Below are 15,019 nucleotides of genomic sequence, written 5' to 3'. Positions count from 1 at the left end.
ATCAAAAACTAAAAAGCCCGCTTCATCAGCGGGCTTTTTTTATCTTTCGCGGTTTTTAAATTCTTTCCATTCGCGGATTTTGCGAGTGGCTTGTTGCAGGACTGTTTCCAAAATCACCAGCTCTTTTTTGGTCGGCGTGTTTTGCAGAAGCATACGGCGCAGAACTGTGAAGGCGTTGATCTTGCGTTGCTTGGTCAGATCAAAACCCATTTCCTCGATGAAGGATTTCAAAGTCTGTTCAGGATCAATGCCCTGAATCCCTTGAGGGGCGCGACGCTTTTTGCCGCCATCAAGTTTGGTGCGGTTGCCGCCCCAGGCTTTGCGCATGGAAAACATTCCCAGCAGCGTCGCTTGAGCCAGATTCAAACTCCAGTTTTCACCAAAGGTTGGAAGGCACGCACAGTGATTCGCGTACTCAAGGTCCTCACCAGCCAAGCCCCAGTCCTCAGGACCGAAGATCAAATGGACGGTGTAAGTTTCATCGGATTCGTGCTGGAATTGCGGAGCATTGTTTTTAACATCAGCCAGGACATCATCGATATCACGCACCTGACGACCTTTGCCGTCACGGGCAGTGAAGGCGATTTTGATGGATTCAGGCTCGTTGGCCATGAACTCATCCCAGGATTTGTAGGTCGTGCGGTTTTGCAGGCCGTTTTGGCCAGTGGCTGCGGTTTGCTGAGCTTCGTAAGTCAGCTCGCACTTGGGATCAATCATGATCAGCTTGTCGACGCCCATATTGCTCATGGCACGTGAAGTGGCACCGACATTTCTTTCATAGATCGTGCGCACTAAAACAATGCGCACTTCAAAGGGACGTTTCATTTACAGATTTCCTGATAAAGCAATTCCGTCTTGGATAAGATTTTTAGTCGTTTCGTCTTTGTCGGCCAGCGCTTGAAGATCCTTCTCAAGTTTGGCTAACAAAGGGGAGTTGCTTAAGCGGGCCTTGGAAATTTCCAAAGCTTCCAGACGCAACAACCAATCCTGTGGGAACTCCTTATCATGGTTTGCCAAAAGATCGGACAAAGATTTTTCCAGGTCTGCACCTTGGATATTCTTTTCACGCAAATCTCTTAAGCGGCCATATTGAGAGTGAAGTTTTAGTTCCTCGGGCTTGTAATTTGGAGCTGGAACCCGTTTTGCGACGAAGTCTTCGGTTTCGCCGTAGGCTTCGCGGTCCGCAGCGCCACCAAAAACCGAAGTGACGGTCGCACCCAGAGCCATGTCATAAACACCCCAGGCCGGATCAAATAGCACACGGCCTTGGTATTCAGCCTTGGCATCAGTCATTGAAAGGATGACGGTTTTACCCTCAAGCACAGTCATATTTTTAACAGTTCCAGTTACCAACACACCTGAAGCAAACTCCAGGCGCGCTTGGCGTCCCAGTTCCACGCCGATATCAGCCCATTCACTGCGAGTCAGACTGGATGGATCCTTTTGTGGGTAATCTTTCAAGCAACCCACTGGGGTTCCAAAGCCGTGCAAGTGATAGGACTTGTCGTGGCCTTGAATCTGCTTGTCCTTAAAGGAAAGCTGAGAAGGTCCTTGCAGGCGGAGGTAAGCCACTTTCTTGGAGGCGTCTGTGATCGCCTCGATAATCTGTCCGGAAATCTGAATTCCAGAAGACAGTTCAGCGGTATTCACTGATTGCGCCTGAATTGCTTTATTCAAACCAGCCAATCCACCCAAACGGAAGGCCATCTGATCGGCCATGTCGTTTAGAACTTTCACCAAAGTTTTAAAATCAGGAGTTACGAACAACTGCGGTTGAGGTTCGGTGATGTCATAACTTTGTTTGATACACTCAACTGTCAGAGGAAGTTTTCTGACTTTTTGACTTAAGCACCACTTGGATTCACCAACACTCGATAGCAGTCCTGCACCGAAAATTTTCGGATTATCAAGGGTGCCAATCAAGCCGTACTCTGCAGTCCACCAGTTCATGCGCCCTAGTTCAGCGGCTTCAGAAACGTGGGAGATGTTTTTGCTGACATTATCCAGTTTTGCTTCAGCAGCTTTAATGTCCGTCGCCGATGCGCCTGGCATTTCTTTTAAATCTGAAAGCTCGCGAATCGCTTCGTACATATCCAGGTCTTCTTTGGACAGAATGGCCTTCTTGGCAATCTGTGCATACTGACGAAGGTACTCTGCAAATTCGGGTTGAATCAAAATCGGTGCGTGCCCTGCAGCTTCATGAACGATGTCAGGAGCCGGAGTGTAAAGCAGGTGATCGATGCTTCGCATATCGGAAGCAATCGGCAAAACGCCCAGGGACTGAAGTTCCATGAATGCCGCCGGTGGAATGAAACCACTCACGGGCAAGGCTCTCCAGCCAAATTCTTTCAATTTGCTGCTGATCTCTTCGATGCGCGGAATGCGCTCTACGGAAATTCCGGTTTTTCCCAAGCCTTCCACGTAACTTTCGTGGGCGTTCTTGGACAGGAATGATCGCAGCTGGCGCAAAACATAGCGCCAGACGGATTGATCTATCGGAGTGTACTTTTCATAGTTCTGCTCAACGACGTATTTTCTAAGGTGCGGGGGTAAAAAGTCCGTCTCCATAACATGTGCCTTTATAACAATGGGTCTTCTTTGCTGAGGTAATTCTTAACGTAATCATCGACGGCTTTTTCAAGCGGCCATTTTGGCAAACTCATGCCGGATTGATTCCATTTATCCGTTTTCGCTTCAGTGTAGTACTGATATTGGCCACGGATATTTTCGGGCATTTCAATCCAGTTGATTTTCATCTCTTTGCCCATGGCTGTAAAAGTCGCTTTCGCCAAATCCAACCAGGTGCGAGGTTTGCCGAAGCCCATGTTGTAAATACCGTTAGTCGGTTTTTTCTCCATAAGCTCCGCCATCCAGCCGGTCACATCTTTCACATAAACAAAGTCGCGCATGAATTCGCCATCTTTGTATTCTGGATTTGCGGATTTGAACAATCCCAATGTGCCAGTGGTTTTGATTTGGTTGTAAGCCTTGTAGACGATGCTTGCCATGCCTTCTTTTTCGTATTCGTTGGGACCGAACACGTTGAAGAATTTAAGACCGTACCAATGCGGTGGAGTCTTTTTTTGTTTCAAAGCCCAGCGATCAAACAAAACTTTGGATTCGCCATACAGGTTCAACGGCTTCAAAGTTTCAGGATCTGTGGTGTCGTCAAAACCCAATTCACCTGCGCCATAGGTGGCAGCACTTGAAGCGTAAATCATACTTTTGCCGTTTTGGGCACACCATTCAAAAATACGTTGAGTGTAGTTGGTGTTGTTTTCCCACAAGAAGTCCTTGTTGGTTTCTGTGGTGGAGGAACAAGCGCCCATGTGAACAATCCAAGTCACTTTGGATTTGGCTTCAGGTGTTTCAAGGAAAGCCCAAAGATCGTCTTTGTGAAGAAATTTGGAATAAACACGTTTACGCAGAAGATTGCGTTTTTGAAGATCAACTGTGTCCACGGCGATGATGTCAGAGAACCCTTTTTCATTGAGTTGCCACACCATCACGCTGCCAATAAAACCGTTTGCGCCTGTTACAATAATCATAGTGTTTTCACCCTATTACAGCGCTTCGGGATACACAAGAAAAAGCCCCTGTGGAAGCTCTGTCCAAACCTGCAATTAGTTCAAAAAACGCCCCCTATAATGCAACCAATTGCAGCTGAGCAGGCATGGACGTTGCTTTGAGGAACCTTCGGTGGAGCACATTGGTGCGGACCTTGTCGGGAGGCATGGGGTGTTATTGAGTACACGTAGATTCTTATTTGCATCATTGAGCGTGGCTGTCCTAGGGGGCAGTCTGTACTGGTCGCGTCTCCAGTCGCCTGCTGTTGCTCCAGTTAAATCCGTGGATAGCTATTGGGCTGAGACGGGTTTGCAGGCGCAGTCTTTGGAAGATCTTCTGGGGCCTGACACTTGTGCTAGCTCTGAGCGTTACTTTTTGGCCTGTGCCAATGCCGTGGTTTCTATCGCCAATCGTTTTAATCTGACTGTTGAAACCACTGGAAATATCCATCCGGTGAGTGAGGGGCTATCCCAGGATTTCTCCACGGAGAAAAAGCAAATTGCCATCTGGAGGCAGTTTTTCACCGAACAAACAGAAGTGGCGACAAAGTTCTCCTTCATGAATGTCTGGAAGGATCTAAAAGAAAATCACATTCCCGAAAATCAAAGTTCATTGATGGTGGGTGTCGGTTTGAATGGATTTATTTCGATTTTCCGTGACCCCCATACTTACCTGATGCCAGTGGCCATGTTTAAAGAAGTCGTTTCCCGTGCTGACAATCGTTTGACGACAGCAGGTGTGCAAGTCGGCCGTGCTGATGGAGCTTATGTTATTCGCAAAGTTCTGGTGGGCAGTGCCGCGGATCGCGCAGGATTGAAGCGCGGTGATATCATTTTGAAAATCGACGGCAAGCCGGTGCAAGCATTGTTGCAAGCTCGTGTGAATGAGCTTTTAAAAGGCAATGAAGGCAGCAAAGTCACTATTTTTGTTTCCCGTAACGGGGAAAGAATCCGTAAAAAACTTCAGCGTAGCGAAGTCGTCGTGGCGACGCTGACGACTCAGGTTATTGATGGCATCAAGCCTATCGCAGTTATCGGGTTAAATAAGTTCGCCAAGGGTTCCTGCGACAAAATGAAAGTCGCTCTGGACGTCGTTAATAAAGCTCAGGTTCGTGGCTTGCTATTCGATTTGCGCGACAATCCAGGCGGACAAATGGAAGAGGCGGCATGTATCGCGAGCCTTTTCGTTGGCGCTGATAAAAAGATTTTTGATATCCGTTACCTGGATCAGGCAAAAAGATCTGAAATCTATTACGGTGGCGAGTCCAAGGTTTTTGATAAACCGGTGGCGGTCCTGATTAACGCGGGATCGGCCAGTGCTGCGGAAATCGTGGCGGGTGCTTTGCGTGACTTGAATCGCGCAGTTCTGGTTGGAGAAAGAACTTTCGGTAAGGGCTCTTTCCAAGAGGGCGAGTATTGGACTCAGAATAAAAAAATCGCATTATTTGAAACCAAGGGATTCTACTATCTTCCATCGGGTCGTTCGCCACAAATGAAGGGCTTGGAGCCTGATGTGGCAGTGAACTTCGACCATATCTCCATGGACCGCGAGGAAGATCAGTTTGTAAACCCACTGATGGCCCCTGAACGCCATGTGCGTTCCTTGAAAAGTTTGATCTCCAGCAAGGATTGCTTGGATACAGAAGACGGCATGGCGAACGAAGATGTTCAGCTGAATAAGGCCCGTCAAATTTTATTCTGTTCTAAAGCCATTGCTGGGGTGAATTAATGATTACAACCGATCTTTTTAAGCACAAATTCATTCCGGCAAAAAAGAAATCAGACTATCTGATGATCGTGTTGCACGGGCGCGGCGACAGCATACGTCCGTTCCGCTCATTTGATAATGAACTGAACATCCCTGAGATGAACTACCTGTTATTGAATGCGCCTCGCAAATTTTTGACAGGTTACACCTGGTATGGCGAACCCCCATTTCAGGCCAATGGTGTTTTGAAAATCCGCGAAAAGCTTTTCAGTCTGTTAAACGATCTGGAACAGCAGGGATGGAAGAGCGAAAATATCTTCTTCTTTGGCTTTTCCCAGGGTTGCCTGATCAGTGCGGATGTGGGATTGAACTACCCCAAGCAACTGGGTGGTGTGGTTGGTATCAGCGGTTATTTCAACTTCTACCCTCGTTGGAAAAACAATCTTGCGGATGATTCCTTAAAGACTCCTTGGTTGTTTACTCACGGTCACGCTGACGATGTTCTTCCATTGCCTGAAACCAAGTATGGTGTGGATAAATTGAAATCGGCGGGACTGAAGGTTGAATGGATCGAAATGGATAAGAAGCATACGCTGGAAGAGGAAGAGTATCCTATGATTCGTAAATGGGTTCGTAACCAGCTTTCTACTTTGGCAAAAAATTAAAGCTAAATTCGGAGAAAAAGCCCACGTTGTGCATATTGATTTGTCTACTGGCATTGTTGCGGGAACGTATAAATAGTCGAAGTTTGCATTGGAAAAGGGCTCCGCGTGTGAGCCCTTTTTTTTGTAAAACACAGTCAAATTATTTCCGTCTGTAATTGCGCAATAGGCGCGGTATTTCTGTGTAGGTAAGTCTTGGCAGGATAGAATTATCAAAACAATTCTTGAATGGAGAATCTATGCGAATGCCCGCAATTGCAATCTCTGCCCTGCTTTTGTCCGTCTCTTTGGGGTGGGCGAAGAATGCCGATACAAGTATCATACAATCCAATGGATTTCCGGTCGAAAAATCCGCCCAAAGCATTTTGGACGAGCAGGATTATCAACGTGCTTTGACGGCGTATCGTTTTTGGTATCCCACGGTTTCGGTTGAAGGAATTTTCAATGGCTCGCGTGCCGCGGGCGCCAAAGACAATCAAAGTATGTTCATTGTGGCTGCGCAGCCGCGTCACGTAGGACTTACCCTGAACTCTGATACTCCGTATGGTGGAGCAAATATGGATTTGTCGGCGGGACCTGTGGTGGTCGAAGTGCCGCCGGGACAATTCGTAGGTTTGGTTAACGATCGCAATCAAAAATGGATTATGGATATCGGTTTGCCGGGACCAAATAAAGGGAAAGGTGGCAAGCACTTGATTCTTCCGCCCGGATACAATGGAAAAGTACCTGATGGGTATCAGGTGGGAAGGTCTGCCACGAACAAGATTCTGGTGGCGATTCGCTCGTTACCTTCAGATGGTGATGTGAACAAAGCGATGGCGGAGATGAAGAAGATAAAAATTCATCTTTTGAACTCTGAAAAAATAGTGACGATGTTCGACGTCACTGATCGCAAGATTGATGTCTCCGCCTTGTCTTGGGAAGACAACTTTCAGTATTGGACAGCCTTGCACAAGGTGATTAACGAAGAACCTGTAAATCCAGAACAAACCGCAATGTATGGTGTGTTGGAAAATCTGGGAATTGCTAAGGGAAAAGAGTTCAAGCCCGATGCGCGCATGAAATCCATTTTGGAAAGAGCTGCAAAAAATGGTCGTGATCAACTGATCGTAACGACTTTCGGTGATAAGCGGCCTGAACGCATCACTTGGAAGGATCGTAAATGGGAGTGGGCAAGCTACGTCTCTGAAAATGGCGACTTTATGACATCTTCAGGAATGGATTTGCAGGCACGGGAAAGATGGTTTGCCCAAGCGATCGTGGCTTCTCCGGCAATGTTCAGTCGTAAACCCGGAGCAGGTTCACTTTATTGGCTGGGTCTACGGGATAATAAAGGCCAATACTTGGAAGGCGGCAGATCCTATCAGCTGAAAGTTCCTTATCCAGTTCCTGGTAAGCTGTTTTGGTCGGTCACGGTGTATGATGCAAAAACCAGAAGCCAGGTGCAGGCTTCACAGGGAAAAGCGGCATTACGTTCCTTATTTGAACTTAAGAATATTCCATCGGATGCGAAAGAAGTGACCTTGTATTTTGGGCCCACGGCCCCTGCCGGTAAAGAGGATTTTTGGATTCAAACGGTTCCTGGGCGTGGATGGTTTACCTATTTTAGAATTTACGGTCCGACGGAGCCAACCTTTAACGGAACATGGCGACCAGGTGATTTTGAGGCAGTTACTTTCGAGAAGAGTTCCGGAAAAATTGGGATGAATCACTAAAAACTAAAAAGGGCCCCGTGAGGGCCCTTTGCAATTTCTGTCATTTACGGCATTTGTTCCAAGCCGGAATTGATACCTTTAAACACTTCGCTCAAGGCGTTTTCGTAAGCGGCGCCGATATCGGAGCCCACTTTACGGCCGAAGGATTTAAACTCCATGCAGCTGTTCGCGCTGGCATTGGCTTTGCCTTTTTTAGGAATGTCCAGAGAGCCAGTCAAAAGAACACAGCCTTCCTGGAATTCAGCAGTTTTATAATCCTGGATGGTCAAAGTCATTTGGTTCGCGGCATTGGATTTCAATGCAATGTTTTGACGGCCCAAAGCCAAAGTCAAAACACGAGTCAGTTCCGCAGAGATTTCTGCAGAGTGGTTTTTGTATTCAGGAGCGCGATTGTCCACGATGTTCAAAGACATTTCACGAGGAGTCAGTCTTTCCATTGGAGGAACGACGATCTTTGTGGATTCAAGACGAGGGGAGTCTTTGATGGTTCCTTTGCTGACGCAACCGGAAAGGGCAATTAGACCTGCCGTAACTGAAAATACCAAAACTTTTGCTGTCATAACTAGATGCTTTCTTTGTTCTCTTCCACAAGGCTGAGAAGTTTGGCGTAAAGATCCATTTTTACCGCACCCGTTTTTTCTTTTTCTTTATAAAAACGACTGATCGGGCTTTCTGGAACTCCGCTGTTTTCAAAAACCAGACGGTCGATGATTCTTTGAATCTGAGTCATCGAAAGTCCGCGCTTCTTCTCATTGATAATCGCATCCACCATTTCAATCAAGGCATTTCCGGTGATGCGTTTGTCTGAATTCAAAACATCTGCTCGGTCGCAGATACCTTTTAGGATATGTTCGGGTTTGCTTTTGCCCGCAGCCGCTGTGATCAAATCACGATAAGCGGCTTGGAAAGAGGCAATATGACGTCTGTGCTTTTCACTTAAACGAGCATCACGGGCTTTTGCAAAGCTTGAAAGAATGTTTTTAAAGAAATCATTTTCAAGCATGAAGCGTTTTTCAAAAGGTAGCGGACTTTTTGCCAGAATATGTGGCAACTCACGCATGATAGTGCGCATATTGAATAAAGCCGCGTGATTTACACCATCGGCGACCTTTTCGGTCGTCCCACTGATTTTCGCACGTTCAAAGAAGGAAAACTCTTTGTCGAAGTTTTCGAAAAGTCCTTTGTTGGCAAAAATGTTTTCGCGCTGGGCTTCGCTGAATCCCATGCGGTACAGGATGCGGTGAGCGCGGGCCTGATCAAAATGGGTATTGAATTTTTCAACGATCGGATGACTTGCGAACGTGCGCAGGGATTTCTTTTTGCCCGTTTGCAGGTAGTCGGTCATTTGGGCAAAGACCTGCACAATCAGTTTTGCCTTGGCCTTTTGTTCATTCAGATTCGTCGAGAATCTTTCAACGTCGTCATATCGATATTTATCATGACGAATACCAAATTGGCGAACACTTCCGTAGTCAATGATTCCAGCATCAGCCAGAACGTTGTCGCCATCCCAATCCAGCCACGCAAAAATATAGTCCGTGTCCAGTTGGGCTGCAAACCCGGCAAAGGATTTGCACACTTGCTCCAGCATTTCGTCGTACTTGGCATTTCCGCGCGCTTTGATGTTCCAAGCTTTATTGGATACCTGACGATCAATGAAATAGTCCGTTGCTGCTTTCAGTTCCTGAATGCGTTCTTGTTTCAAATAAAGGAACAAGTGCGCTGGGCGAATCAAATTTTGAGCTGCGCGAACGCCGATTCCATATCCTTTTCCAAGGTCCACGATGCATAGAACGCGTTCCGTGTTGATTCCTTGCAAATGCATGATCTCGGCAAGGATGGAGGCACCGAAAAGTTCATCAATTTCAGCAAGTCCACAACCATAACCGAACTCAGTGCCGCCGGTTTTCAAAGGACGTTGTGCTTGAACGGCGCCAGGTGAGAGGCGAGTGACGCCGGTACCACGGCTGGAAACATCCCACGTCGTACCTCGGTGATAAACCGTTCCATTCCAGATGCCACGGCCGTCTCCGGAGGTCTTTCCTTGTTTGTTGGCGTGTTGCAACTGCAGGTAGCGAGTCGCCATATATTTGTGAGGGCGGATTGTCGTGGAATCGATGCGACGATTTGATAGCTCGTCGTATTCGTTGATAATTTGAATGGAGAACGTTTCGATCAGCTTGTCTTCCAGTTCATCGGTCATTGTTTCCGGATGATCTGGCGGGATCAGTCCCATTTCTTTGGCGAGGATAAAATTGAAGTAAGCGATCTTGCCAGTGTTTAACTGGCGAACTCGATAAGCGATAAAGCCATCTTGAACCGCTTCCATCCAAGGATGCACACCATTCAGTTGATCGAATGAGGAATAGAAGCTTTCTTGGGCTAACTTTTTAGCGCCGTTGTGCTTAACCGTCATCTTCTTCCACACTCCTTGCAGAAAAATGAGATTCACTAAAATTGCCGCCATACTGGCTGTACTTTAATATTAAGCCTTAAAAAGAGTAAAAGTCCTACTGGACTGGACGTAAAAGTCCTTTTAGCACTGGATTCAAACCAAAGCCGGGTTTATTTGATTTAAAAATACGGAGCCGTCTTATTTAAAGACGGCGCAAGCGAAGCCACCATAGGGCGTTCTAAGGTTTGTGACTTGTCCTTGATAGATCCTGGCAATGACCAATTGCAAGCGTCCCTGATAGGCGTAACAGCGCAAATCGTACTTAAATTTCTGTTCCCCATCGGGTGTTTGAAACGGGATTTCCGGAGCTGGCACGTATTCCATGGCAATGATGTCCGGAGAAAGCAGGGATTCAAAGGTTTTGCGGCTGATGGACTGACCTTTGTAGCTTTGCTTGGAGCCATAGGCGTTCTTTGGTTTAAAGAACAAATTCTTGCGCATACTCCAGACTTCTTCAGGATTGGCGTGGCTCATGTCGTAGGATTTAGGCACGGCATTTCGCAAAGTTTGAATTTCTGAATCACTTAATCCATGCGCTTCAAAGAAGCCTGGTTGGCTCCATTCGATCAATCTTTGTTTGTCGGCAAGCAAAAGGTATTCGTAGGGATTTGGGGAAAGGCATACGTCCCCGTCGACGAACTTGCTTTTAAGAACCTGACTGGAGTCCTCGGTCAAAAAGAAATCAGTGTAGCGGTTGTAAATGAACTGCGGATCAAAGTTATTGAATAACTCACGGTAGTCCAAAATTCGGGAATCCCAACCAAAGGATTTAAATAGTTCATTGTAGACCAAAAACTCTGCGAATAATTTTTGTTCAGATGGTTTTTCATCGGTGATGGCGACCTTCAAAGGGCCTGAAGAAGGAGCTTTGCCCTGCAAGGTCATCTCGTTCAGGATGTCTCTGCGAATTTCATCCCACGTAAAATCCGCAACCGGCAGAGGCAGCTCCATGGTTCTGTACATTTCGTGGCCCAAAGCCAGGAAAGAGGCGTTGGTGTTCACTTCGATAAGCTTCAGTTGTTGATTTTCATCCAGGTGAAAATCGTAGCTCATCATGATGGACTTGTTGCCGGGATCTTTGAATCCTTTGAGGGCCGCAAGATCCTGGTAGTGCTGCTGGTAAGACTTCTTTTCACGTAAGTTAAAGAATGTGGAAACGATCTGCTGCGCCTGTGTCAGAACTGATGCAGGCAGCTCGACATGGAAGGGTGAGAGTAAATTATCTGCAACAATGCTCTCCAGCTGCTCTTTATTGAGACCTGGGAAGGATTTTTTGATTTGCGCAACGAATTTGTCCTTTAAGCTCACCTTGACTCCTGCTACAAAACTACCACATTGATAGCGCTTTGCGAGTGAAAGACAAGGAGAAACTGTGAAAATCATTTCATGGAATGTAAATGGGATCAGAGCCTGCCATAAAAAGGGTTTGGTTGATTTCGTTAAGAGCGAAAATCCCGATATCTTCTGTGTCCAGGAAACCAAAGCTCACATTGATCAGGTGGAGTTGGAAGCGCGTCAGTTGCACCGTCCTCACGCCTATTGGTCTTCTGCCGTAAAAAAAGGTTACTCGGGTGTTGCCACGTTCCTGGTGAACGAACCGAAGTCCGTGAAACACGGAATAGGCATCGAAGCTTATGATTCCGAAGGGCGCATCGTGATGACCGAGCACGCTCATTTCGATTTATATAATATTTATTTTCCAAACGGCGGTTCCGGTGAGGAACGTCATGGTTTCAAGCAGCAGTTTTTAAAAGACCTGAATGCACACTTAAAGGAAAAGCTGGCAACTGGCAGACAGATCGTTGTCGTCGGTGATTACAACGTGGCTCACGACGATATGGATGTCTTTGATCCAATTCGTTTAAGCAAAGTCAGTGGATTCTTTCCTGAAGAACGCGCGTGGTTTGATTCATTTTTGAATCTGGGCTTTATCGATACTTTCCGTTACTTCAAGCCCAACGAGGCGAATCGTTACTCTTGGTGGTCTTATCAGGAGATGGCTCGCCCCAAGAACAATGGCTGGAGAATTGACTATATTTGTATCTCGAAAGGTCTTGAGAAAAATCTGGTGTCTGCAGATATCCTGGATCAAGTTGAAGGTTCCGATCACTGCCCAGTGGTTGCGACTTTGGAATTTTAGGAAGGACGCTTTATGTTTGTGATTCCTCTTCCATGGGTGATTGCTGAAATTGTTATTTTCTTTACCTCGGTGCGCTTCTTTGGGTTTTTTAACTCCATGATGTTTTACTTTCTGCCGTGTCTGTTGGGTTTCCTGATCGTGAATACGGTGGGGCGTATGGCAATGATGACCCTGCAATCCACGGTTTCACGTGGTCAGTTGCCGGCCAATAAGCTATTGCACTCAGGGGCGATCTTTATCGCGGGCCTGGCGTTGTTGGTTCCGACTTTCTTTACTCGCTTGATTGCAATCGTGCTGTTGCTTCCAGGTTTGCGCCATTTGGCAGTGTGGAGATTCAAGCTTTATATGGCCAAAAAGATGGCGAGTGGATCTGCGCGAGTCTTTAATTTCGGTGCGGGACCATTCGGTTTCGGTGGCTTCGGTGGAATGGGCGGCGGAGGTGGTCCTCAAGCCGGTGGCCCGGGGGGCTTCCAGTACTATGAGTTCCGCAACGACGGCAGTGGCTTTAGAGAAACGCACGAAGATGCCCCACAAGAGCGTGAACTGACCGACGTCGAAGTGCTGGATGTAACTCCGATCGAAATTACGCATGAAGAAAAGAAGAAAGACGAGTAGGTACGGACTTACTTTTAGTAGTAAGGATCGTTAATAAAAAAAGGCTGGAGATCATCCAGCCTTTTTATTTCTTGTAGAAGGTGTGTCTTCACCTCTGGCGCGACCTTTTAGTTTTCTACAGAAGTGATGCTGCGTTTTGTGTTTTGGGCGGCGATCACTGGGGCGAAGTATTTTCTGAACATGCTTTGACCCAAGTGTGCGGATTTTACTGTCCAGAATTTTTTGTTCACAGTGATTGCAGCGACTGCGATCTTTCTGTTTTCTTCCAAAGCGTAACCTACGAACCAATCAACGCGGCCTTTAGGGTTGTCGCCGGTTAAGTGGCCTGTTTTGCCGCCCATTTCGATTTCTTTGTATTTGCGATCTTTAGTGATCGGACGGAAAGATCTGCGGGAAGTTCCAGCTAGTACTGTTTGTTCCATCAGCTCACGAACTTTAACGGCTGACTCTTTTGTCATCGTCATGCCTTTTTCCATCGTGTGACCTTGATAAACAGTTTTGCCCTCTTTGTCCTGCATCGAGTTCACGATGTAAGGAACAACAACTTTACCATCATTCGCTACAGAGGCTGCGATCATCGCACCTTGCACCGGGCTCATGCGATTTAGTTTGTTGTAACCAGAAGCAGCTTCAGCCATTTCGAAACCTTTGCCTGGTGGAATGTAGGCAACACCCATATCCACCGGGAAGTCAGCTGCGATCTCTTGGTTGAACATGAAGCGATTAGAGTATTCATTCAAGTCTTCAGGATGAAGGTTCTCGATACTCAAGCGACCGAATGCTGTATTGATGGAGCGCGCAAAAGCATCTCTCAAGGAAATCACATTGGTCCAGCGAGTGACGCGGTCAGAAAGCACGTTCTTTTTGTAAAGCGTGTAAGCGCCACCGTTGTAGTGAATCTTGTGCTCCGGCTCGATGCCAGCCTTGTCCACAGCGGCTGTTGCAGTTACCACTTTGAAAACGGAAGCTGCTGGGAACGTTGCCTGAAGATTTAAATTGTTTCCTGTTGGGTTGTCGCGTTGAAAACTCGACATCGCCAAAACCTCGCCAGTCGTGGCGTCGATCATGAAGATCGCGCCGTAATCAGGCTTGTAGGCCTTCAGCAGGCGGTCTGCCTCTTGTTGCAATGAAGTGTCGATCGTGTAATTGACCGCAAACTGCTCGTCATCGCCATCCCAATTCAATTTCAACTGAGTGGGCAATTCGTTGTTTTTGATTTTATCATTCAGCGCATGCGCAATTTGTGCGCGCTGTTCGATTTGTGATTGAAGTTGTTTTTCAGCCTTTGCTTCTGGTGTGGCAGAGGCCGTGAAGCCCATCAGAGAATAGAGTGCCACTCCGCAAACGCCTGAAAATATGAATAGTTTTAACAAGTTAGGTTTTCTAGTAGATCGCATATCTTTTAATCGTAGCACCATGTTTTTGTCAGTTTCAAGGCCATTCTCAGAAGAAGTCACTTGAAACTGGCTCAGAGTGCGACTTTTAAGGGTTATGACGTGACTCACGCAATAATTTGGACTAAAGACTTAAGTCCATGAAGACGAAAGAACGCATCCTCGTTACCTCCATAGAACTCTTTAATCGCAGTGGTGTTGTCGCTGTGACAACCAATCACATCGCGAAAGCCATGGATATCAGCCCTGGAAATTTATATTTCCACTATGACAACAAGGAAGAAATTCTGGTCGAGCTTTTCACTCGTATGTGCAAAGAGACTTACGATGTGTGGCGTCCTCGTCGCGTTAAGAAAGTCACTCCACAGGATTTCATCAACGATAATTTTGATCTTTACTGGCGCTATCGTTTTTTCCATCGCGAGATGTATGCGCTTCGCCGCAAGGATCTTGAGCTTGCCAAGATGTGGAGAGCCCATATTCAGAAAATGATGAAATTGATGGTGATCCTGTACCGTCAATGGGTGCGCGAAGATAAAATGGTCAAAATCAACGATGTGAATGAAATGCAGTACGTGGCGGAGTCCCTGTTGGCGATGTCTACGACGTTCCTGCAATTCTTCGAATCGGCAGAGCGCCAGCCAGGACAACGCACGATTGAACGTGGTAAGCGCCATGTGACTCGTTTGTTGTTCCCATACACAACTGGCGACACTAAAGACGAGTTTGAAAAAATTCTCAAGTCCTAGCCAATTTCGTCACCT

The 15,019-nt window shown here is 46.8% G+C and carries 13 protein-coding genes; 6 read left to right on the top strand and 7 right to left on the bottom strand.

Features of this window, described 5'->3' with window-relative positions; all coding sequences use genetic code 11:
• Positions 1–39: 39 nt before the first annotated feature.
• From AAAA73_RS08495 to rfaD, 3 genes are read right to left on the bottom strand one after another with little or no spacing between them, the layout of a single operon-like run.
• Entirely contained in the window at positions 40–825 is a 786-nt protein-coding gene (locus AAAA73_RS08495) for an RNA methyltransferase (protein ID WP_340597781.1), read from the bottom strand.
• Positions 826–2,568 (bottom strand): aromatic amino acid hydroxylase, encoded by a 1,743-nt coding sequence (locus AAAA73_RS08490; RefSeq protein WP_340597780.1) that lies wholly within the window; start codon positions 2,566–2,568, stop codon positions 826–828. It lies immediately after the preceding gene.
• Between the two features lie 11 nt (positions 2,569–2,579).
• Positions 2,580–3,548, bottom strand: coding sequence for an ADP-glyceromanno-heptose 6-epimerase (gene rfaD / locus AAAA73_RS08485; RefSeq protein ID WP_340597779.1), 969 nt, complete (start codon positions 3,546–3,548; stop codon positions 2,580–2,582).
• 190 nt (positions 3,549–3,738) lie between these two features.
• Between rfaD and AAAA73_RS08480 the strand changes: the two genes are divergently transcribed.
• The 3 genes from AAAA73_RS08480 to AAAA73_RS08470 all read left to right on the top strand — a co-directional run bounded on the left by AAAA73_RS08480 (position 3,739) and on the right by AAAA73_RS08470 (position 7,651).
• Positions 3,739–5,295, top strand: coding sequence for a S41 family peptidase (locus AAAA73_RS08480; RefSeq protein WP_340597778.1), 1,557 nt, complete (start codon positions 3,739–3,741; stop codon positions 5,293–5,295).
• Positions 5,295–5,939, top strand: coding sequence for an alpha/beta hydrolase (locus AAAA73_RS08475; RefSeq protein WP_340597777.1), 645 nt, complete (start codon positions 5,295–5,297; stop codon positions 5,937–5,939). The genes AAAA73_RS08480 and AAAA73_RS08475 overlap by 1 nt, the downstream gene beginning before the upstream one ends.
• A gap of 236 nt (positions 5,940–6,175) precedes the next feature.
• Positions 6,176–7,651, top strand: a complete 1,476-nt coding sequence (locus tag AAAA73_RS08470; RefSeq protein ID WP_340597776.1) for a DUF1254 domain-containing protein — start codon at positions 6,176–6,178, stop codon at positions 7,649–7,651.
• A 44-nt stretch (positions 7,652–7,695) separates the two neighbouring features.
• Here AAAA73_RS08470 and AAAA73_RS08465 read toward each other — a convergent pair whose 3' ends face one another.
• The 3 genes from AAAA73_RS08465 to AAAA73_RS08455 form a co-directional block, all read right to left on the bottom strand.
• Positions 7,696–8,211, bottom strand: coding sequence for a hypothetical protein (locus AAAA73_RS08465; protein ID WP_340597775.1), 516 nt, complete (start codon positions 8,209–8,211; stop codon positions 7,696–7,698).
• A gap of 2 nt (positions 8,212–8,213) precedes the next feature.
• Positions 8,214–10,118 carry a hypothetical protein gene (locus AAAA73_RS08460; RefSeq protein WP_340597774.1) on the bottom strand — a complete coding sequence of 635 codons (1,905 nt, stop codon included), beginning with the start codon at positions 10,116–10,118 and terminating at the stop codon, positions 8,214–8,216.
• A gap of 126 nt (positions 10,119–10,244) precedes the next feature.
• On the bottom strand, positions 10,245–11,414 hold the full coding sequence (locus AAAA73_RS08455) for a hypothetical protein (protein ID WP_340597773.1): 1,170 nt from the start codon (positions 11,412–11,414) through the stop codon (positions 10,245–10,247).
• A 64-nt stretch (positions 11,415–11,478) separates the two neighbouring features.
• On the opposite strand from AAAA73_RS08455, the gene AAAA73_RS08450 reads away from it, so the two are divergent.
• Both AAAA73_RS08450 and AAAA73_RS08445 read left to right on the top strand, forming a co-directional pair.
• Positions 11,479–12,246, top strand: a complete 768-nt coding sequence (locus AAAA73_RS08450) for an exodeoxyribonuclease III (protein WP_340597772.1) — start codon at positions 11,479–11,481, stop codon at positions 12,244–12,246.
• Positions 12,247–12,258: 12 nt separating this feature from the next.
• Positions 12,259–12,861: an FxsA family protein gene (locus AAAA73_RS08445; RefSeq protein WP_340597771.1), complete on the top strand. Its 603-nt coding sequence runs from the start codon at positions 12,259–12,261 to the stop codon at positions 12,859–12,861.
• 107 nt (positions 12,862–12,968) lie between these two features.
• Here AAAA73_RS08445 and AAAA73_RS08440 read toward each other — a convergent pair whose 3' ends face one another.
• Complete coding sequence (locus AAAA73_RS08440; RefSeq protein WP_340597770.1) at positions 12,969–14,198, bottom strand: penicillin-binding transpeptidase domain-containing protein; 1,230 nt, start codon at positions 14,196–14,198, stop codon at positions 12,969–12,971.
• A 197-nt stretch (positions 14,199–14,395) separates the two neighbouring features.
• Between AAAA73_RS08440 and AAAA73_RS08435 the strand changes: the two genes are divergently transcribed.
• Complete coding sequence (locus AAAA73_RS08435; RefSeq protein WP_340597769.1) at positions 14,396–15,004, top strand: TetR/AcrR family transcriptional regulator; 609 nt, start codon at positions 14,396–14,398, stop codon at positions 15,002–15,004.
• Positions 15,005–15,019 lie beyond the last annotated feature (15 nt).

Origin of the sequence: Bdellovibrio sp. GT3 (assembly GCF_037996765.1) — a bacterium.
In the GTDB taxonomy this organism is placed as follows: Bacteria; Bdellovibrionota; Bdellovibrionia; order Bdellovibrionales; family Bdellovibrionaceae; genus Bdellovibrio.
This window is presented reverse-complemented; position numbering and strand designations above follow the sequence as displayed.